16 protein-coding genes are annotated in these 21,743 nt (G+C 38.7%); 11 read left to right on the top strand and 5 right to left on the bottom strand.

Annotated features, from left to right (window positions below):
• Position 1 precedes the first annotated feature (1 nt).
• Positions 2-865, bottom strand: coding sequence for a glycine--tRNA ligase subunit alpha (locus RAO94_12075; protein MDP8323080.1), 864 nt, complete (start codon positions 863-865; stop codon positions 2-4).
• A gap of 202 nt (positions 866-1,067) precedes the next feature.
• Positions 1,068-1,196 carry a hypothetical protein gene (locus tag RAO94_12070; protein ID MDP8323079.1) on the bottom strand — a complete coding sequence of 43 codons (129 nt, stop codon included), beginning with the start codon at positions 1,194-1,196 and terminating at the stop codon, positions 1,068-1,070.
• Positions 1,197-1,581: 385 nt separating this feature from the next.
• Here RAO94_12070 and RAO94_12065 point away from each other — a divergent pair, with 385 nt between their 5' ends.
• The 4 genes from RAO94_12065 (at position 1,582) to RAO94_12050 (ending at position 8,950) form a co-directional block, all read left to right on the top strand.
• Complete coding sequence (locus tag RAO94_12065; GenBank protein ID MDP8323078.1) at positions 1,582-3,027, top strand: TldD/PmbA family protein; 1,446 nt, start codon at positions 1,582-1,584, stop codon at positions 3,025-3,027.
• Entirely contained in the window at positions 3,024-4,310 is a 1,287-nt protein-coding gene (locus RAO94_12060; GenBank protein ID MDP8323077.1) for a metallopeptidase TldD-related protein, read from the top strand. Before RAO94_12065 ends, RAO94_12060 begins: the two co-directional genes overlap by 4 nt.
• 158 nt (positions 4,311-4,468) lie before the next feature.
• Positions 4,469-5,824, top strand: coding sequence for an MATE family efflux transporter (locus RAO94_12055; protein ID MDP8323076.1), 1,356 nt, complete (start codon positions 4,469-4,471; stop codon positions 5,822-5,824).
• Positions 5,825-5,845: 21 nt separating this feature from the next.
• Positions 5,846-8,950, top strand: a complete 3,105-nt coding sequence (locus tag RAO94_12050) for a glycoside hydrolase family 38 C-terminal domain-containing protein (protein ID MDP8323075.1) — start codon at positions 5,846-5,848, stop codon at positions 8,948-8,950.
• Between the two features lie 15 nt (positions 8,951-8,965).
• On the opposite strand, the gene RAO94_12045 is transcribed toward RAO94_12050, so the two are convergent.
• Both RAO94_12045 and ispD read right to left on the bottom strand, forming a co-directional pair.
• The gene (locus RAO94_12045) at positions 8,966-9,496 is read right to left on the bottom strand and encodes a 3'-5' exonuclease (protein ID MDP8323074.1); all 531 of its coding nucleotides are present in this window, start codon (positions 9,494-9,496) and stop codon (positions 8,966-8,968) included.
• Between the two features lie 30 nt (positions 9,497-9,526).
• Complete coding sequence (gene ispD / locus RAO94_12040) at positions 9,527-10,267, bottom strand: 2-C-methyl-D-erythritol 4-phosphate cytidylyltransferase (protein MDP8323073.1); 741 nt, start codon at positions 10,265-10,267, stop codon at positions 9,527-9,529.
• Between the two features lie 328 nt (positions 10,268-10,595).
• On the opposite strand from ispD, the gene RAO94_12035 reads away from it, so the two are divergent.
• The 7 genes from RAO94_12035 to lpxK are packed head-to-tail and all read left to right on the top strand — an operon-like array spanning position 10,596 to position 16,267.
• Positions 10,596-12,182 carry a SpoIIE family protein phosphatase gene (locus tag RAO94_12035; protein MDP8323072.1) on the top strand — a complete coding sequence of 529 codons (1,587 nt, stop codon included), beginning with the start codon at positions 10,596-10,598 and terminating at the stop codon, positions 12,180-12,182.
• A gap of 3 nt (positions 12,183-12,185) precedes the next feature.
• Positions 12,186-12,521, top strand: a complete 336-nt coding sequence (locus tag RAO94_12030) for an STAS domain-containing protein (protein ID MDP8323071.1) — start codon at positions 12,186-12,188, stop codon at positions 12,519-12,521.
• Positions 12,522-12,525: 4 nt separating this feature from the next.
• Entirely contained in the window at positions 12,526-13,737 is a 1,212-nt protein-coding gene (locus tag RAO94_12025; GenBank protein MDP8323070.1) for an HD domain-containing protein, read from the top strand.
• Positions 13,724-14,272 carry a hypothetical protein gene (locus RAO94_12020; GenBank protein ID MDP8323069.1) on the top strand — a complete coding sequence of 183 codons (549 nt, stop codon included), beginning with the start codon at positions 13,724-13,726 and terminating at the stop codon, positions 14,270-14,272. The genes RAO94_12025 and RAO94_12020 overlap by 14 nt, the downstream gene beginning before the upstream one ends.
• Positions 14,273-14,318: 46 nt before the next feature.
• Positions 14,319-14,705, top strand: a complete 387-nt coding sequence (locus tag RAO94_12015) for a hypothetical protein (protein ID MDP8323068.1) — start codon at positions 14,319-14,321, stop codon at positions 14,703-14,705.
• Between the two features lie 15 nt (positions 14,706-14,720).
• On the top strand, positions 14,721-15,227 hold the full coding sequence (locus RAO94_12010; GenBank protein ID MDP8323067.1) for a cob(I)yrinic acid a,c-diamide adenosyltransferase: 507 nt from the start codon (positions 14,721-14,723) through the stop codon (positions 15,225-15,227).
• Positions 15,227-16,267: a tetraacyldisaccharide 4'-kinase gene (gene lpxK / locus RAO94_12005; protein ID MDP8323066.1), complete on the top strand. Its 1,041-nt coding sequence runs from the start codon at positions 15,227-15,229 to the stop codon at positions 16,265-16,267. Before RAO94_12010 ends, lpxK begins: the two co-directional genes overlap by 1 nt.
• Positions 16,268-16,636: 369 nt before the next feature.
• On the opposite strand, the gene RAO94_12000 is transcribed toward lpxK, so the two are convergent.
• The gene (locus RAO94_12000; GenBank protein ID MDP8323065.1) at positions 16,637-21,730 is read right to left on the bottom strand and encodes a C25 family cysteine peptidase; all 5,094 of its coding nucleotides are present in this window, start codon (positions 21,728-21,730) and stop codon (positions 16,637-16,639) included.
• Positions 21,731-21,743: the final 13 nt, after the last annotated feature.

Here is a 21,743-nt window from a genome sequence, read left to right as displayed (position 1 = left end):
TTTATTTTTCCAGTTTGTCTGACTGACAGTATTTTGCCACATATAAAGTTGCACAGCTTTTTGCCATGGTTCTGATCCTGCCGATATAGGCTGCGCGTTCAGTAACACTGATCACACCCCGTGCATCCAGCAGATTAAAGGTATGTGAACACTTTAGCAAATGATCATAAGCGGGAAATACAAGCTTTCTGGTTAATAATTCACCTGCTATCTGCTCATGGTCATCAAAATGCTTAAACAGGATATCTACATTGGCTGCCTTAAAATTATATTCGCTGAATTCCACTTCACGATGAAAAAATAACTCTCCATAACTCGTTGTATCATTATATTTAAGCTCTTTGAAATCATTTACATCCTGAATATAGATTGCCAGTCTTTCCAGACCATAAGTAAGTTCTACACTGATCGGAAAACACTCCAATCCGCCTACCTGCTGAAAATAGGTAAACTGACTGATTTCCATACCATCCAGCCACACTTCCCAGCCCAGCCCCCAGGCTCCCAGTGTAGGTGATTCCCAGTCATCTTCCACAAACCGGATATCATGATGTGCTGTATCGATGCCGATTGCCTCCAAACTTTCCAGGTATAGTGTCTGGATATCATCTGGTGATGGTTTTATTATTACTTGAAACTGATAATAATGCTGTAACCTGTTAGGGTTTTCACCATAACGCCCGTCTTTGGGACGACGGCACGGCTGAACATAGGCAATGGATGCGGGTTTGCTGCCCAATGCCCCAAAAAATGTCTCGGGATGAAATGTACCCGCTCCCACATTCTCATCATAAGGTTGAATAATATTACAACCCTTTTCAGCCCAGAACTGCTGTAAAGTTAATATTATATCCTGGAAATTCATTGATACCTCTTAACAACTTTTTCAAAAGATTACTTCTTTCCGGGCACCAATTTCCAGTCAAGTTTTTAAATTTATCACGCATCCCCCCGGAATAAATAAATTCATACTGCTAAGTGCATGTGCACCGCCGGGTATTCCCAGGTAAGGCGCAAATAACGACCGTTATCTCCCATTCAGTACCTCCGCTTCTTCCTCTTCTTTATTAAACATCAGGCAGGACAACCTCCAGAGAATCAGGACAAACACATAGGCGAACAACTGCAAACCAGAATAATTCATAGTTATTATTATTTCCTCTGTTTGTTTTGAAATCAAACTTTTTGATCTTCATAACTGCATTTATGCAAAAAAATGCAGATTTTCTCCGCATTATCTTCATTAATTACTTAATATCAATATTTTACGATCTATAATTCACCATCTGGTATCTCTCAGTACCTCTACAGTGGGTTCCCTGTGGCTTGATTTATGTGATTTGTGACTTGCAGACCATTATTATTACACTTGTTTGCAATTGGAAAGTGCTTTTTCTTCCAATAATTACTTCTTACCCATCGTCCCGGCAATATTATATTATACCAAGGGTGTAATTCAGGTAATTGCAATTTTAGGTTGATTTATTTTCAGGGGTTGACAAATTTTGTTTTTGAAAAAGAGTAATTCATAAATGAAGAATATAATGAGATAGATTTTTAATAAATAGATCAGGAGGTAATGTGAGACATTTACTTGATGTAGCAATGAATGCGGCAGTAAGTCTGGGTGCAGACTATGCTGATATTCGTGTTCAGAAAACCAGGCGGGAATTCATTTACCTGCGCAATTTAAGTTTAAAAAACACTTCAAACAGCTTGACTCATGGTTATGGTATCAGAGTGTTCAAAAACGGAGCCTGGGGATTTGCCCACTCCAATGTATTTACTGCAGATGCAGTGAAATCTACTGTGCGCAAAGCTTTTGAGATAGCGCAGCAAAGCGTTCGTGTGCCTTATGGCAAGGGATTGAAGCTTGCTACCGAACGGGCATATATCGATACCTACCGTACTCCGCTTACAATTGATCCATTTTGTGTTGATCTTAATGACAAAATTGATCTGATGCTGGAAGTTAATAAGACTTTATTGAATTTTGACAAGGTCAAGGTGGCAACATTTATGTTTGAAGCCCAAAAGGATGAAAAGCTCTTTGCCTCCACTCTCGGTACTAATCTCGATATTTCTACTACTTTTGTATATCCCACCTTTACTGCAAATGCCGTGGGAAATAATGATTCTCAGTCCAGGAGTTTTAATCTTGGTGGTTATGCAGGTGGCTGGGAATATGTACTTGGTTTAAATCTCCTTAATGAGGCTCCGCGTGTAGCTGAAGAAGCAATTATGAAACTGGAAGCAGAAGTTCTCACAGAAGAAAAAAAACGCGACCTGCTTTTGGATCCCATTCATCTGGGACTCACCATGCACGAATCAGTAGGTCATCCCACTGAGCTTGACCGCGTGCTGGGCTGGGAAGCTGATTTTGCCGGGATTTCATTTGCCACACCAGAAAAACTTAAAACTTATCAGTATGGCTCATCAATTGTTAACTTCCTGGGTGATAATACCTTAGAGGGCGGATTAGCTACTGCCGGTTATGATGATGATGGAGTTCCTAATCAAAAGTGGTATATTGTCAAAGACGGTATTTTAAATGAATATGGCACAACCCGAGCAACTGCACCAATTATCGGACTTGATATGTCACGAGGTTGCAACCGGGCAACTAACTACTATGATTTCCCGATCAACCGGATACCAAATCTGTATCTTGAACCAGGGAAAAAACCACTTACTCCGCAGGAACTGATATCTGACACAGAAAATGCTATCTACATAGAAGGTCAAGGCTCCTTTTCCATTGATCAGCATCGGGTAAATTTCCAGTTTGGTGGTGATCTATTCTGGGAGATCAAGAACGGCAAAAAACATAAAATGCTTAAGAAAGTTATTTATCGCAGTAATAATCCAGAATTCTGGAATAGCGTAGATGCCATTTGTGATGAGAGGTTCTTCCGCAGTTTCGGAGTTAATAATTGTGGCAAGGGACAACCGGGACAGCGTGGTAGAATGACCCATGGTGCCAGTCTCACCAGATTCCGCAATATCACAGTGGGAGGTTCAAAATGATAGACTATAAAACAATGCAGAAAGCTGCTGATTATATTAGAAAAAACTGTCAGGCACATGACTGGTCATTTTCCATCCGCAGCGCTAATCATACCCGCACAAGGTTTGCCCAGAACGGGATCACCCAGCATATTTCCGGTGATTCAGATGGGATTTCTCTTTCAGTAGCCTTTGATGCCCAAACCGGCTCAGCTTCGGTAAATGATACTTCAGAGCAGGGACTTGCCTATTTGATAGAAACCGCAGAAACTATTGCCAAACGCAATCAGCCTGACCCGGAATATGTAACTTCCGAAGCAGCAAAAGAATTACCTGTAACGGATAATTTTTCTGAAGCTACCGAAAATCTCAGTTCCGCAGATCTAGTTGATGTAGTAGAAAAATGCGTCAAAAATGCCGTGAGTAAAGATGCTAAAGTATCTGGTATGACGGAAAAGGATGCAGCTTCTTACAGTTTATATACCAAAAATGGTTTTGAAGGATTCCATAGATCTACCAGTTTTTCTCATTCCATGACCATGAAAAAAGGTGGTGTGGAAACTAAGATCAATCGCTCCATGCTGGATTATAAAGATTTTGATGTAGATAAGATAATAGCTCAATTAAATACTCAGTTTGACAGCCTGACAGATCCCAAACCCATTGAGCCTGGAAAGATTTCAGTTATTTTGCGTCCCCAGGCTGTTGCTGACTGGTTTGTATACTTATTCTGGATGCTGGATAGACGTAGTGCTGATGAAGGTGTTTCACCATATTCAGGACAATTAGGCAAAAAGTTCTTTGGTGATGATTTTACATTGAAATCTGTTCTTGATGTACCCGGACTTTCAGCTCCTCCATTTACTGGTGAAGGACTGGCTACAGAAAATATTGACTGGATAAAGAATGGTGTGATAGAGAATATGTTCACTTCCCGCTGGTATGCACAAAAGACCAATTCCAAGCCTAATAGCCCTTACAACATATTGATAGAGGGTGGAAATGCAACTGAAGCAGAAATGATGAAAATGGTACCTCGTGGTGTAATCCTTAATAATTTATGGTATATCCGCAATATAGACCGCAAAGAAGGTACTCAAACTGGACTTACCCGTGATGGAGTACTTTATTTTGAGGATGGCAAAATAGTGAGTTCAGTTAATAATTTCCGCTGGAATGAGATACTTCATGATGTCACCAGGCGCATTATAGCCTCTGGACCCAGCGAACTTATTGAAACCTGGTGCAAAGTACCAACCTTCCTGGTTAAAGATTTTAATTTCGTAGATACTACTTCGTTTTAGTAGAAAAATCTATTTCATAATGCCCGGCATTTCTCTGCCGGGCATTTTTTTTACTCTATTTAATAATAAATAATTTACTATGAAAAACTGAATATTTCTACTCCAATTACACGATGATTTAATTGACAAAGCTGGGGCATCAACAGGGATGGTTTCTAATGGAAGAAATTGAAAGAAAACATATATTAGCTGATGAAAATATCGGTAGACTGCACTGGAAGCTGGCAATCCCGGCAATGGTGGGCATGTTCGTGATGGCGATGTATAACCTGGTGGATACGATCTTTGTGGGTCGGTTCGTAGGTACAAATGCCATTGCCGCCCTTACTGTAGCCTTTCCCATGCAAATGATCGTGATGGGATTTGGGATCATGAACGGGATAGGCTCAGCAGCCTTGATCTCAATCAGTCTGGGCGAGAAAAATCCGGAAAAAGCAAACCGAATCTTCCATAATTCCCTGCTCATAGCTCTCTTTTTGGGTTTATTTTTTACTATCATCCTGCAAATATTCCTCGACAAAGTGATAATCTTGTTTGGAGCCAGTCCGGAAGTTCTACCTCTTTCACGCCAATATCTGCGGATCATTATGCTGGGTGCCACTTTTCAAATTGCAGCCATGACCGGTAATAATATCATCCGCTCTGAAGGACAGGCAAAGATCGCCATGATCTCCATGGTCTCTGGGGCAGGTCTCAATATTATTCTCGATGCTGTTTTTATTCTGGTATTCAAAATGGGCGTGAAGGGAGTAGCAATTGCTACTGTAACTGCCCAGATTTTTCAAACTGTGTATCAATATATCTATTTTAAGAGTCCCAGGAGTGCTCTACTTTATAAATTCGGGTTTCGGGAATTCAATTTTTCTATCGTAAAAAATATCGTTAAAATTGGGGTAGCATCATTCCTGAGGAATACTGCTGGTTCTTTGATGATGATCATTTTCAATAATGTTCTCAGGTTCTATGGAGGTGCACTGGCTCTGGCATCAGCCGGAGTGATGTTCCGTTTTCTGCATTTTACTTTTATGCCGGTAGTGGGAATTGCCCAGGGTATGCAGCCGATAGTAGGCTTCAATTTTGGCGCAAAACGAACTGAGAAAGTAATTGAAGCCTGGAAATTATCTTCCATTAGAGCGTCCTTCATTTCATTAACTGCCTTTGCCATTGTGATGCTTTTTCCTCGGCTTATTATAAGCATTTTTACCACTGATGCTGAATTGATAGAGATGGCAGCTCATGGTATCCGCATAATGTTTGCAGGCACTTTTGTGATAGGATTTCAGGTTGTAGGTGCTACTTTCTTTCAGGCGATCAATAAGCCCCTGCCATCTTTCATTTTATCTGTCAGCAGACAATTGCTTATACTCATCCCCCTGCTGCTGATATTACCTAAGTATATGGGCATTAATGGTGCCTGGATGGCACATCCAATTTCTGATTACTTCTCCGTAATCATCACAATATTATTTTTATGGAAACAGATCAACGCGATGAAAAAATCATCGGATATATAATTTACCAGTTCTGGAGGTTTTATGCAAAATGAGAAAATCTATATCACTCGTATCGAGCGCTTTAAAAATGAAATTGCTCAATTGAGATTTACTGATAATATTTCACTTAAGGCTGAATATATATATGATCAGGAGTATCCTATCACTTACGATAAAAACCTGGAAGATTTCTCCAGAAAAGATATTACTACCTCAGATAATAAAAATTATCATTTCCAGCCAATCAGGCAGGGAGAAGAATGGGGCAAAACCTGGGGCAGCAGCTGGTTTAAATTCACTGGCAAAATTCCCGCTGGTTGGAAAGGTAAAGAAGTGGGTGCTCTGATTGATCTGGAAGCTGAAGGCTGTCTATTCAAAGATGGTACCCCTCACCAGGGTCTCACAAATAAGATCCACTGGAACGTAACCTCTGCCAAACGCCTGATAATTATCAATCAAAAAGCAGAAGGTAATGAAGATATTAAACTTCTTGTGGAAGGTGGAGCAAATGGATTATTTGGTGCCGGACAGGAATTTTATAGATTGCAGCAGGCGGAATTATGCCTTATAGATAGCAAAGCCTGGCAGTTATATTATGATCTGGAAGTTATATCATCACTGATATCAAAACTGCCGCAACGCTCTCCCAGACGCCAGAAACTGATCAGGATCTCGAACGATGCCATTAATCTGTTTGAGAATGGCAAAGGCATTAAAAACAGCCTGAAGCTTACAGGAAAATTGCTGGCAATACCAGCAAACAAAAGCGCGATTAACGTTTACAGCGTAGGTCATTCACATCTCGATCTCGGCTGGCTCTGGCCCGTACGTGAAACCAGACGTAAAGCAGGACGCACCTTTGCAACAGCGCTGAGAATGATGGAAGAATATCCTGAATATGTATTCGGCTCTTCACAACCCCAGCTTTATGAATGGGTCAAAGAAGATTATCCCAAATTATATCAGGAAATAAAAAATAGAATTTCTGAAGGCAGGTGGGAATGCCAGGGTGCCATGTGGGTGGAACCTGATATGAACCTGATAGGTGGAGAAGCCATGGTGCGGCAGTGTCTTTATGGCAAGAAATTCTGGAAAGAAGAATTTGACCAGGATGTTAATAATCTCTGGCTGCCTGATGTATTTGGATATTCTGCTGCCTTGCCGCAAATCCTCAAAAAATGCGGAGTTGATTACTTTATGACCCAGAAGATATCCTGGAATGAAACTAATATCTTTCCCCATCACTCCTTCTATTGGGAAGGAATAGACGGGACAAAGATCGCCACTCATTTCCTGCCCACAAATGATTATAACTGCTCAAATCTCCCTAAGCAGCTCCTGGAAAGCGAAGAACGCTTTGCTCAAAGTGATGTGGCTGATGAATTCCTTAATCTTTATGGCATTGGAGATGGCGGTGGTGGACCCGGCAGAATTCATATTGAGCTTGGTAAGCGTCAGCAAAACACCGAAGGTGCAGTGAATTTTATATTTTCTACTGCAGAAGATTTCTTTAAAAGAATGGGTAGGATACCTGCCTCCAGATTACCCCTCTGGAAAGGTGAACTTTATCTGGAACTCCATCGCGGAACTTATACCACTCAAGCACTAATGAAAAAATATAATCGTCAGCTGGAGCTTAACCTGAGAGATGTGGAATTCCTGGGTGCAATAACTGGTAATATGAATAAAGAGGTTATTGACCGTATCTGGAAAAACACACTCCTTAACCAGTTCCATGATATATTACCGGGTTCTTCGATCAAATGGGTTTATGAAGATGCCCATGCCCTAAGCGAAGCTAATCTGCGTACTTTAAGAGAAATGAAGAATTCTCTGCTGGCAGAACTGAATCTGCCTGCTGAAGATGGGCAGAAAGATTTCCATTACCAGATATTTAATACTTTAAGCTGGAAACGAAAAGATGTGATCAATCTGGAATTGCCAGATGATAATGAAAACTGGATTGCTCTTGACGCTTTTGGTAATCAATTACCAGCAAATTTAAAGCAGAACCTGATGCTGGTAGAAATTGAAGTGCCACCGATGGGTTATACTACGATCAAATTGCAGAAAGTGGATATGACCATCCGGAATACTCGTAAAATGAAGGTAAATGAAAACCTGCTGGAAAATAATCTGCTACGGGTAGAATTTGATGAACAGGGCGTGATTTCCAGTATTTTTGACAAAGAACTGCATCGTGAAATGCTCAGTGAAGCAGCAAATATTATCCTGCTTTATGAAGATAAGCCAAACGACTGGGGAGCCTGGGATATCAATCACTTTTATCGTGAAACCCAGCCCGAACAGGCAAAACTTTCAAATATCAGCTTCGTAGAACATGACTACCTTTGGGCTGCTATAAGTATGGAGTTCACTATCGGTAATTCTACTATCAGCCAGATCATCAGCCTGAAAACAAACTCTAAACTACTGGAATGCTGGACATCCATAAACTGGCAGGAGAAGAACAAAATGCTCAGAATGCGCGTTGTCCCCGATATTAAAACAGATAAAGCAAATTTTGAGATCCAGTATGGCAATATCACGCGCGCAACCCATAATAATACTACCTGGGAACAGGCAAAATTTGAGGTTTGCGGACATCGCTATGCTGACCTCAGTCAGTCTGATTGTGGTTTTGCAATTGTCAACGATTGCAAATATGGTCATTACGTGAAAGATAATATTATGGAACTCACCCTGCTTCGAAGTCCCCAATATCCAGATAATACGGCTGATATCGGAGAGCATACCTTCCGTTATGGTTTCCTGCCTCATTCAGGAAATCTGATCAATTCTCAAGTACTGCCCATAGCACATGAATTCAACAGCGAACTGATCGTGCACAAAATAGCTGAATTGCCGGAACAATTAGAAAAGGCTTATTTCTCTATCTGTGGCAAAAACGTCAAAATAGAAAGCGTGAAACCAGCCGAAGATGGCGATGGTATCATCCTTAGGTTATATGAATATTATGGAACTCAAACTGAGATCAAATTGAAATCTGACAGGAACTGGAAGGAATTCATAGAAACGGATCTCCTGGAAAACAGCCAGTATCTTCATTGCAAAGATGCCCGTGAAACAAGTTTATTCTTTGAACCCTTTGAAATCAGAACATTCCGACTTAAATACGGAAAATAGGATATTTTTTTCACTCTACTTAAAAACGTGTTGGGCAATTTTGGCAATATTACGGGCATCATCTATGCCACGGTGATGTGTGCCTGCAAGGGGAATATTCAAGATCCTGAGTGCCTGCTTCATGCCGCAGGGACGACGCTGCTTTAGCTTCGCAAATTCTTTCTTGAGATTAATATGCTCTTCTGCAAATCTTTCCGGCAGGTTAATGTCATGACGCCGGCAGTCTATCGTAAATTGAGTAAGATCATAACTGCCCCAGCTGACCATTTTGTAATCTTCTTCACCTATCCACTTTAGCAGCTCAGGAAAAACAATATTGAAAGGCTCAGCTTTATCAACATCCTGCTGAGTGATAGAAGTGAGTTCTGTGCAGAAATCACTAAGCTGAGGGATTTCTACAGGACGCACAAAATGAGAGAATTCACTTAGAACTTCCAGATTGTCACCAGCTAACTTCACAGCCCCTATCTCAATAGTCTCCATCTTAGTAAAATCCATATCATTCTTCCAGCAGGTAGCTTCCAAATCAATTATAATGTAATTCATCCAATCCCTACCTCAATATTCTTTAAATATTTACTTCAAAATTAGTTCAGCCTGCTGCAGATCCTGCGGTTGAGTGATCTTAAAATTGCTGTCATCACAAGGAAGATAGTAAACCGGTATCTGGAAATATTCCAGAATGGAGCTGTCATCAGTAAATTTATACTCCACCTGCAAGGCCTTCTGATGATACTCATAAATAAGCTCATAATCAAATACCTGCGGGGTATGGGCATTAAATAGATCACTCCTTGGAACGGTTTCCAAAATCCTGCCATCTGCTATTCTTTTAATTGTATATCTCACTGGACTGCAGGGTATCACAGCTTTTTTTATCTTTGCCAAAGCTATTAATTCCGAGATAAGCTCAGCGGTAACGAAAGGTCGCACCGCATCATGAATAAGCACCAGAGATGTATCTGGCGAACATGCTTTCAAACCATTAATTACTGAAATCTGTCTCTCTGCCCCACCTGGTATGACCATAATTTCCTGCTGGGGAAAATATTCCTGACAAATAGCTATAGTGCCATTAACATCATTTTCTGGAGACACAACGATTACTTTATCAATTTCAGAGTGTTCACAAAATTTTGCCAGAGTGTAAGCCAGAAGTGGTTTTCCATGAATTTCAATATACTGCTTTTTTAGATTACTCTGCATGCGCCTGCCTGAGCCACCCGCCATGATCAATGCCACATTCATTTTTAACTCCCCGCTTTTATTCCTGAATTTATAATGTTTACTTTCTATCCAGTTAAATCTATAAGTCAATCAAAATAATCATAACAGTTATTTCTCAGTCCCTTCAGGCATCTTTGTTATACTGCAAGTGAATACAAAGCAGCATCACAGAAATCCCCATCCAATCGCACTCGAAACGACACAACAAAAAAATGTGGTGTCGTTTCGAGTGCAAGCGGTAAATATGCGGGAAATGGGTGGGAAATATGTGAAGTGAAGTTTATATAAGAGGTAAGAGAGAACTAATTCGGGTAATAAAATGCTTTACATAATAATATGAAATAATTGAATAGGTATTAAGTAGAATTTATGGATTAAATTCTGAGATGCAGGTAAACACGGCAATCTGGAGGTAGATTTGGATAAATTAGATATTTCAATTTTATATGTAGAAGATGAAGATTACATACGCAACAATATGGCTAAGAGTCTTAGGAGACGAGTAAACAGAATCTATACTGCAAGTAACGGTGAAGAGGGTTATGAAGTATTTAAGGAAATTGAACCAGATCTGGTGATTACAGATATCCGTATGCCGGTGATGAATGGTCTAGAGATGATAAATAAGATCCGTAAGCTTAAGAGTTCGACTAAAATCATCATGCTTTCTGCTCATAGTGACACACGCTCGCTTTTGGAAGCAATCGAGATCGGAGTAAATGGGTATATATTAAAGCCATTTCAGATCAAGCAGTTATTTAAACTGGTAGAGGATCTGGCAGCAAATATCATTCTGGATAAGAAAGTACAGGAGCAATCCCTCAAAATCAATGAATTATATACTGCTCTGGTAAAAGATCTGGAAACAGCCGGCAGTGTGCAGGAATATTTATTACCTGATTATCTGATCATAGAGCAGGATCTGTTTTTTACCTCTACTTATGTTCCTTCAAGCAGAATAGGTGGAGATCTTTATGATATAATCAAGATCTCTGATTCAGAATATATATGTTATATCGGGGATATTTCCGGTCATGGCGTGAAAGCAGCACTACTTATGACAGCGGTAAAGACTACTATCAACCGGGTGATAGAAGATGAAAAGCTTCGGGAACCCTATCAGATATTAAACCGTTTGAGCGTGATATTGACAAGGGAGCTTTTCAGGGGGGATTATATGACCCTTCTTTTATGCTATATAAATTGCGAGGAGCATTATATTCGTTCTCTGAATGCCGGTCATCCACCAATATTGATCTATAATAGAGCCACAAAATCTATTAAAACTCATAAAACTGAAGGTTCTATCCCAGTTGGCTGGCTGCCAAATTATTTATATACTCCAGACGAAGAGAACCGGATGGATTTTAATACCCATGAGATCCTTTTTTTATACACAGACGGTTTATTTGAATGTGAAAATGATGCTGGAGAAGAATTAGGAATATCTGGATTAAAGAAGTTTATAAAGAAGAAAGCAGGAAAATATCCTGCCGTAGTATTGCCTTTGATGATCCGTAATACTTTGGTGGAAAATAATTATGATATCAGCACTGATGATTTCACTTTAGTAGCTTTCAGTAAAATACATGATGCTGATAGTCCTGAGGGTTTAACATTTTTTTCGGGAAATATCAAGACGGAATTGTGCTTGATCAAAGAGCAGCTTGTGAAATTTGCGAATTATAAGAAGCTTTCTGCCGAATTTGTGAAAGGGATAGAATCATTGGGTAATGACTGGTTCTGTAGTTTGATCAATCTGGAGATGGATATTCCAGATAAAGAAATCCGCTATTTATCAGAGATAAGTGAAGCGGAAGGTAATAATTTAGAGATCACGTTGTGGTTCATGACACCAAAGGCACCAGAAACTCTTTTAAAGTCAAACCTGGAGAAAATTCCTGTCACGGAGTCCAGTAGTTTAAATATATCCTTTAAGAGTATAAATTATACCGGATTTCAGGAGTTGAAGATTAAAATCAGTGATAAGCAACCAAAGAGGTGATTTATGGAAATAGGACATAAATTTATCGGTGATATACTTGTGATCAATATCTATGGTGAATTATATAGCGAACAGGTAATGCAGATGGAATACAAGCTTCTGGAATTTTCTACTAAAACTAATCGGGTGATAATTGACTGTGAGGAATTAGAATACGTTGATAGTAAAGGTCTGGGAGTATTAATAAGTTTTCAGAAGCTTCTTGAAGAACGAGGTGGAGAAATGGCCGTGTGTTCACCCAATGGCAAAGTTGAGAAAGTATTTGAGCTTACCCACTTTGATAAATTCACTAAGGTGTACGCAACCCTGGAAGATGCTTTAAAAGGCTTTGAGGACTAAATAGATGTTTGAGAAAAATGGTGAGATCTTTAAATTTGAAGATTCCGAACAATCTGATGAATTACTTTTTGCACCTGAGCAGGAAGAAGAAAAGCCGGTAGAAGAGAGTAAGAAGCAAAAAAGTAATAACCAGGTAGAACGCGAATTATCAGCAGATTTTACCATTTGGAAGATACTGGTTGTAGATGATGAAGAAGATGTGCATACGATCACGAGTATGCTTTTTGAAGATGTGAGTTATCAGGACAAACCTGTAGAAATCATTGATGCCTATAGCGGAGCTGAGGCGTGTAAAATACTGGCAGAGTCAGAGGATATAGCTTTAGTTTTTCTTGATGTGGTGATGGAAACATCTCATGCTGGACTGGAAGTAGTGCGCTATCTAAGAGATGAGCTTGGCAATCGGACTACCCGTTTGATTTTGCGTACCGGACAGCCTGGAGAAGCACCTGAGAGCAAAGTGATCATGGATTATGAAATAGATGATTACAAGCTGAAAACAGAGCTGACCGCCCAGAAGATGATCACCAGTTTGATTGGCGGTTTACGTTCATACGGTACTTTACGTAGTTTGGAATATGAAAATCAAAGACGAAAAAGAGCGGAAGTAAAATTACAAAAATCTTATGAAAGACTGGACAGAGTTTTTGAACAAACCGTAAGCAGCTTAAGCTCAACTATTGAGTTAAGAGATGCTTATACTGCAGGTCATGCGCGTAATGTAGGTGATCTGGCAAAGCTGATCGCAGAGAGAATGGGTATGCCATCAGAGACATGTAAAATGCTGAAACTTGCAGGATATCTGCATGATATCGGTAAGATCAAAGTACCTATGGAGCTTCTGGTAAAGGAAGGTGTACTAGATATTGATGATTGGGAGATATTACGCGGTCATCCGATGACAGGATATGAAGTATTAAAATCAATAGATTTTCCCTGGCCACTTGCGAGAGTGGTTCTGGAGCATCATGAACGGTATAATGGAGAAGGTTATCCTGAAGGGAAGAACAGCACAGAATTACTTCTGGAATCTCAAATACTTGGTGTGGCAGATGTTGTAGAATCTATGACCTTGTCCAGACCATATCGAAAAGCGCTTGGAATAGATATCGCCATGGAAGAGATATTTAACCGCAAGGGAGAACATTATCATCCTGAAATAGTAGAAATATGTCAGCAAATAATCGATGAGGGATTTGAGTTTGAAAAAAGTTGAAATTAATATTTTGCTGTTAATATCAGTGATCCTATTACTCACACAGCTAACTGGCTGCGCCATGTGGAAATATCATAGATGGAACGGATTTCAGAATACTGAAGCGGGTTTTAGTATTCAGATTCCAGGAAAACCCCGGCATTTCACAATGTCAACCAACTCATCTATAGATAAAGATGAGTATGATCAATGGACCGTGATTGATCCTAAATCAAATCAGCAGTTTTTTATTATCCTGGCAAATTATGAAAAAAGCCGATATGAAAATATGACAGCAGATGAATTGCTGGGCAAAGTAGATCGTCCAACAATTGGTTTTCTGAGTGAAGCGAAGCAGATCAATATGCAAAGACTTTTTGATAATGGTCATCTGATGGAGGAGCAGGAATGGCAGTTAGTGAAGCGCACTAATCATGCCCGAAGCAGGATATATATTTATGATGGTAAAATAATAGAACTGATCCATGTATATTCAATATCAGATAAAGAAATCGAGGTGGGAGATCATTTTTTTGATTCTCTCGAAATTGAATAATTGAACGAAAATTATAAAAAATATCCACAAGGATTGAGGTGAAATCATGTATAAGAATGTAATATTGATCCTGGTAATAGGCATTGTGCTATTAGCCGGTTGTCAAAAACCTGATGAGACCGAAGGGTACTATATTAAGGGTTTAAAGGCTGAACAAGATATGCAATATGAAATGGCAATAGCCCATTATGCCAAGGCATTGACATTTAATCGTCAAGATGCCTTAACCTGGTATGCCAAGGGGAGAACCCACATGCTCCTGGCAATGTCAGACTACTTTATGAACGAATCCAGTGATGAAACAACCACTCATATTAAGGGCAATCTAAGTAAAGCACAAGACTGCTTTCGTAGAGCTCAGCAATGGGGTTATACCTCTTCTATTGAAGTAGACACTTTGCAAGTGAAGCTTCAGGAAGAAATGTTTAAATAACAACAGGAACTTAATGTGATCCAGGTTTACACGGGAAACGGTAAGGGTAAAACTACCAGTTCACTGGGACTGATCATCCGGGCATTAGGTCATAACTGGCGAGTATGTCTGATCCAATTCATGAAAAATGACTGGAGTTATGGAGAAATCAAAACCTTGAGTAAGCTGCAGGGATTGGATATTTTCCAATTCGGTACAAAAGATTTTGTGAATCCCAAAAATCCAGCAGCAATTGACTTTCAGGAAGCTGAATCCGGATGGGCAAAGGCAAAAGAAATATTGATATCAGATAAATATCAGCTTGTGGTTCTTGATGAGATCAATGTTGCAGTATTTATGAAACTTCTATCTGTTGAAAAGCAATTGGAATTATGTGATCTGGCAGGAAAGGCTGAACTGGTGATGACCGGGCGTTATGCCGATGAACAGGTGATAGCAAGAGCTGATCTGGTTACCGAGATGCGAGAGCAGAAGCATTATTTCAATCAAGGCGTAGCGAGTAGAAAAGGGATCGAATTTTAGTGACCCGTCAGGACTTCATTAATCACCATTTACTGAATAGATCAATACTCTCAATAATTTTATATCCATTATCACTTATTAATCAAGTGATTCAGAGTTGCAGGCGAGAATGGTATCATCATTATAAGGCAAAAAAGGCTGATGTAAAGATCATTTCTATAGGCAATATAACTGCTGGGGGCAGCGGAAAAACGCCTTTCACCATCTGGCTGGCAAAAAAATTGATGCAGCAGGGCAGAAAAATTGCAGTATCTCATCGAGGATATAAAGGTGATTTTGAAAATAATAATACCCTGATATCAGACAGAGATAATGTATTACCTGCAGCTAAAAAAGCTGGCGATGAAGCACAATTATTGGCAGAGAAACTGCCAGGTATTCCAGTCTGTGCCGGGAAAGACCGCTGGAAATCAATCCAGATGCTTTGCGAGGCATATCCTGATCTGGAAATGATAATTTTGGACGACAGCTTTCAGCATCTCAAAGTAAAGCACGATATTGATATTGTGATCTTCAAGACAGCAAAACCATTAGGAAATGGGTTTTTGCTGCCTGCCGGTATTTTGCGGGAGCCATTATCAGCAATAAAAGATGCGGATCTGATCATCTTTAATGGTGAAGGTGATATACCAGAAACTTTCCCGAAGTATAATAAAGATATTCATCAGGGAAGTTATCAGGTTGAAGGGATTTATGTTAGTAACCAAACCAGGATAGAAGTGTCAGAATTAAAATCCAGAAGGTTAGGTATCATTTCTGGAATAGCTGATCCTCTTTCTCTGGAAACTACCATATCAAATTTAAATCTTGAATGGCAGTTTCATCTGAAATTTCCTGATCATTATCATTTTGCCAATACTAATGATCAACAAACCATGGAAAATCAGATAGAAGGAAGTCAAATAGATTATATATTAACTACTGAAAAGGATTATACTAAACTCAAGCATCTGGTCTTATCAGCGCCATGTGCAGTTATTAGAATTGAATTTTATCTTTTCAATGATGATGCCATCGTAACATCTATTGTTATTCATTAATATTAATATTAATTTCATGTCTATTATCTTAGCTCATCTTTCAAAAAACAATTGCTAAGTCATTGAAAATCAATGAATCGGGTTTTATTTTGGTACTACAAATAAAATGGATGAGTATCTGAATAGTTCTACAAACCTGGCAGTAAATAAAAAATAGAATTTTATATTAGGAGGATAAACAGGGCATCTGAGCAGCATAAATTTGCTTCCTGTTGATCCTCCTAATTCATAATTTTCAGCTCTTTTCTTAATGCCTGTTATGCAGAAATTCTCAGGTTATAACAAGCTTCAAGATTTCCCAGTAAAATTTGTGAGAAGTATAGCTACAACTCTTGAATTCATTTTTTACTGGGAATATTCTTAGATATACTAATGCAGCAACAGCATTTTTCTGCATTCAGATAATACTCCGTCTGCTTTTAATCCATAACAATAAACACCGGTACCTACTTTAACATTACTGCTATTGCGTCCATCCCAGATTATTTCTCCACATCGCTTTTCTTCTGGATTCAAAACATAGCTCCTCACTTTTTGTCCTTTGATATTATAAATAGCAATTTCTGCTTTGCTTATATCATCGCGCAAGGCATATTCTATTACTGTCCCTGTCCTTATATTGTTAGTTGCAATAAAAGGATTGGGATAGTTTTGTTCTATTATGTTATGAGAGATAATATCTTCTCCTGTACCCGTACCATTATCAACTGCTGTAATTGTTATTGGAAATACAATGTCTGGATAGTTAGTATAATCATTTGCCTCCAGAATTATATTCGCTTCATATACATGATTCGGTTGCAGCAAAAACCCATCAATTTGCAGAATTAAATCATTGCTTTCTCCACTTACAATCTCCAAGTCATCATTTCCCAGGGAAATTCCTGGAACCACGGAAATTTGATAATTAACATTGTTGTGCGGTGTTACATTCAGGGGAGGGTATCCTTGAACCAGATCATACCAGCTATTAGTATCATCAAATCTCCAATAAGCAATCAGATCATCATCACTGGGATCTACAACTTGACACATATTGTCATTTATTTCATCTACAGTACGGACATCATTCCAAAAGCGTACTTCATCCATTGCACCATTCAAGAAGGATTCCTGATCAACGTCATGATAATACCGATGAGCACCCAGATCTTTATTCACTACTCCAGCAATATAGTCACCACTCTCATCATTTTCTGCATGAGCTTTTACTTCACCATCAATATATAGATAAATATCGTCATCATTTACCGTAGCAGCATAATGGTGCCATCCTCCCAAATCAGGGGCAGAGGTAACAGTCAGTACGGTACCGGAACTATAAGATCCCTTAATAATGAATTTAGTCTCACCATTAGCTGTTCTGACAAAAAAGCAGATTACTGCACCATATCCTCCAGTTGCAGTATTTTTTCTCTGCTCATATAGAGTATTAGTTGCATGATCACCGTATGCGGCACCATCAACTCTTACCCAGGCTTCTATGGTAAAATCATCATCAGTGAGTAAACATTGGTTAAGTTGCAAATATCCATTGTTGAAATCTGCACAATAATTATAAATACCCTCCAAATGAGCTGAAAAATCAAAATTTGCCAGACCGACATTACTGATACAGATTGGGATATCTGTAAGTTCATCAATTAGTACGGAAAAATCTGTGATTTCTTGTACTTCAATTTCAGGAGGATCTACAACAGTACCGATTACTTGAATTTCATACTCATCATTAATTACAGAATTGCTAGATATTGTTATTGATCCCTCAATTTCTCCGTATTCTTCGCTTTCATAAGTGAGTAACAGTTCTGTAGTTTCTCCTGGTGCAATGGTTTGAGGTTCAAAATCACTTTGAAGCCCAGTACAGTCTAAATAAATATCTGTGAGTTCCAAATCTACTGCCCCAATATTTCCAATCTCCAAAACATACTCTTTCTCATAATTACGGAAAACTTCTCCGTAATCAATAATGCTTTCAGAAATATTAATTGAGGATGCTGTGATATCCGGAATTGAAATATAATCCCAACTCATTCCATTACATTGGAAATTAAGATTAAATCTTAACGTTTCCATTAGTGGAAAATTCTCACTAACATCGAATGAAAGTTCGGTTATTACTGCCGTATTTCCTGAAGCTATTGTAGAAGCTGTATATTCGCTGGTTGTCAGTTCAACATATTCTTCATGATCACATGACAAAGTAATAGAAATATCCCCGGTGGCTACACTACCTAAATTCTTTAAATCAATAGTAAGATTGATTGTTGTACCTGGTAGAACAACTTCCTCTGATTGGTTGTAATGCAAATCTTCCATTACCAGCCAGCAGGAATTTGCAGGTATAGTAACTCCACTGATCAGTATAGCAGTATGATTATCAAGTTGGGTTCCTGTATCAAAATATTCATTATTAAATGAATATTGAACTCCTATTGTTCCTGTCTGGTCTTCGATCCCAATTGTTGAATATAAACCATGTTCCGCACTACCACCACTATAGGAGCCAGCATTGACATTATTAAATGTATTATACTGAAACTTCATTTCATTATTTCCATTGGAAGTGGAACGCTCAGCTCTGTCATAGATGATTAGTTGAAAGGTTTCTTCATAGATTATTCCAGGTTGCTCATAATCATTTTCCAGATTATCCCATTCAATAATAAGTGTGTTATTTTGATAACTTGTATATACTCCTGAATTTGCATTCATAACAAGATCATCCCAGAATACGGCTATCATTGGTGACACTCCTCCATCTCCGGGAATTGGTCTGTTCATATAAGAAACACTCTCCGTACAACCAGGAGCTACCCAGCCATTTGAGCAAATAGTTATTTCATCATAATTTTTACCATAAAAACGAAAATCAAAAGGAAGATTTACCTGCCATGATGTGCCTTGATCTCCTACCCCAATATTATATTCTGGATCTAAAGGCAAAGCAGTTGTTGTGTTTATTTCAGTCCAGACATAACTAACCGATTGATCTCCGGTATCATTTTCATCGTAGATACAATATCCAAATTCATCTGGTCCTGTAGGATCACTTGTCCCGGCGGTTCCTATTGCCTGGATAACTTCTATCTCCTGCCAAAATCCCGCTGCATTAGATAATGTTAAGGTGAAAATTGAATCCGTTTCTGGAATAAACTCATCAGCAATATCAATATAAAAAGGATCTAATAATGATTCATAAATTTCCTGTGGGTCCAGATCTATCGGGTCACAAGAGCTTGGTGAAATAGTTATTAAGTTACTATTGCAGGTTAGTTCCAGAGCTATATCATTAATCTCATAATCACCTGTATTTTCTATTGCAAAATCAAAATCTACTATTTCTCCGGGTTCGGGATCATTATTATTATTAATTACACAACTATATAACGATAATTCCAGAAATGTTAGTGGTACAATATATGAGTCTGTGTATGAACATTCCAGGGATTCTATACTGATACTTATACTACAATCAGATATATCTGCCCCCCCCAGGTAATTTATGATAATATCATCAAGAAGAACTGATTGCTGCGCTGGAATCGTAACGTTCGTTATTTCCCCATTTTCAATTGTTATTTCATCTGAAATACTCGCTATAGTTACTTCAACCTGTGAAATATCATCATCGCTATCATTAAACAGATTAAAGGTTAATTCTCCTTCTTCTCCTGGTTCAAAACTTTCATTATTGCCTATGTTAGCAAAGGTCAGATTAGTTATTTCCAGTTCCTGGTTTACCAGATGTATATCACTCTGTACCGGATTATAATTTTTACCGCTAACCGTCAGTTTAAATAAATTAGATGTACATCCTGAAATATCAAAAAAAGCATTTCCGTTTTCATCAGTGAAACAAAAATATTGTTCATCATTGGGCTCATTATAAAGACATGCATATAAACCTTCTACTGGGTAGTTATTGTCGTTTTCCGCACAAATTATTATACCATTTTGATTACTTGAGTAATCCACTTCGCTTTCAACCACAAGATTTAGTGGTTCACCAATCCAGATTTCTACAGAAGGGTCACCCATCAAGTTATTCCAGCAATTAAATTTTTCAGTTTGATTATCTGGATTGTCAGGATAACCCTCCCACAATGAAACTTTTCCTCTTGTATGTGCAGCTCCCATAGTTTTTAAATCCTCTGCATATAATCCATAAGCAACTCCCTGAGCAAAACAGTTATTGAAACAAGTATTTGTCTCAGTTGTTGCTGTCCCTATAGCTCCGATTCCTCCTTGCGGAAGTGTGTTAGATCCGGCTCGAAGGAATGATTCACTACGGCAATTATTGTCATCAAAAAAACTTCCAGTATCACAAGTAGGTATAACTACAAAAGGCATCATATAGCCATTAGATAAAGTACACGCAGTTGCAACTTGCCAACCACTCATGTTATTATATCCTCGGTAGGTGAAAAAGCTAACTCCTCCATTAATATAGGATTCCATTTGTTGTACGAATGAGCCGTCATACACTTCAAAAAAGCTATATTCAGGATGATTATTATTTATCAATTCTTTGATGTTTACACAGGTATAAATACAAGATAAGCCAGAATCAGTTGGATCTCCAGTTAATAGAACTTGATTATACCAGCTTAGATCGTTTATAAATGGCTCTTTTTCATATTTTTTTGTTTTGAATACTATTATTTGCAATTCCTCTTCACTGCTAAAAGATAATCTCCCAATATGAACATCGCTGATAGCGTCATCACCTGCCAGCAGAGTGTATTGATGGTCTCCTTCTCCAGATCCATTGCCATTCAAGGGTGAGTAAAAGTTGGTGGGAATCGCGTAATCGCCATTAGCATCTCCAACCAGGCAAATATACTCTGGTGGCACATCCCAGGTATCGTAAGCATTCTGGATATAATTCTTGATGGAGGTCGTGGTTGTTCCGGTCTCGGTTGTAGTAGCAACAGTTACTAGATATCCCTTCTGTTTTTTCCATTCTACAAGATAGTTTAGATTAATCAATACATTCGCATCATCAGGATATATATATAGAATACTTGGCTGGGCTGGTTCTACATCACGCCAGTTCTCACGTTCTGCCATTTCGGGAAACATACTGATATACATCTTCAGAAATGAACCTGCCGGGTTATTAAACGTTATCCCCTCTTCGCTACTGCCGCTTAATTCTACACTTATAGTATCGCCACTTACTAATCCCAATTCAGGTTCTACAGTTAGTACAGTAAATTCCATATCCCGCATTTTCATAACTGAGCTTAATGCTGCTGAACAATTCATGGAATTATCTATACTATATCCACATCCGTCTATCACAGGCAGAACCTGATGATATACTGAATCCGCTTCTGAATTATATAAAGGCATTCTCAGGATAGTCTTTTCAACAGTAGTTTCTACTTGAAACTGATTGGTAATTGCACTTAAAAATAACGGTAACAACAATAACATTGCCAATATTTTTTTCTTCACTTTATCCTCCAGT

Source organism: Candidatus Stygibacter australis (genome assembly GCA_030765845.1).
Taxonomy (GTDB): Bacteria; Cloacimonadota; Cloacimonadia; order Cloacimonadales; family TCS61; genus Stygibacter; species Stygibacter australis.
The sequence above is the reverse complement of the archived record's forward strand: the minus strand, read 5'-3'. Positions and strand labels throughout refer to the sequence as shown.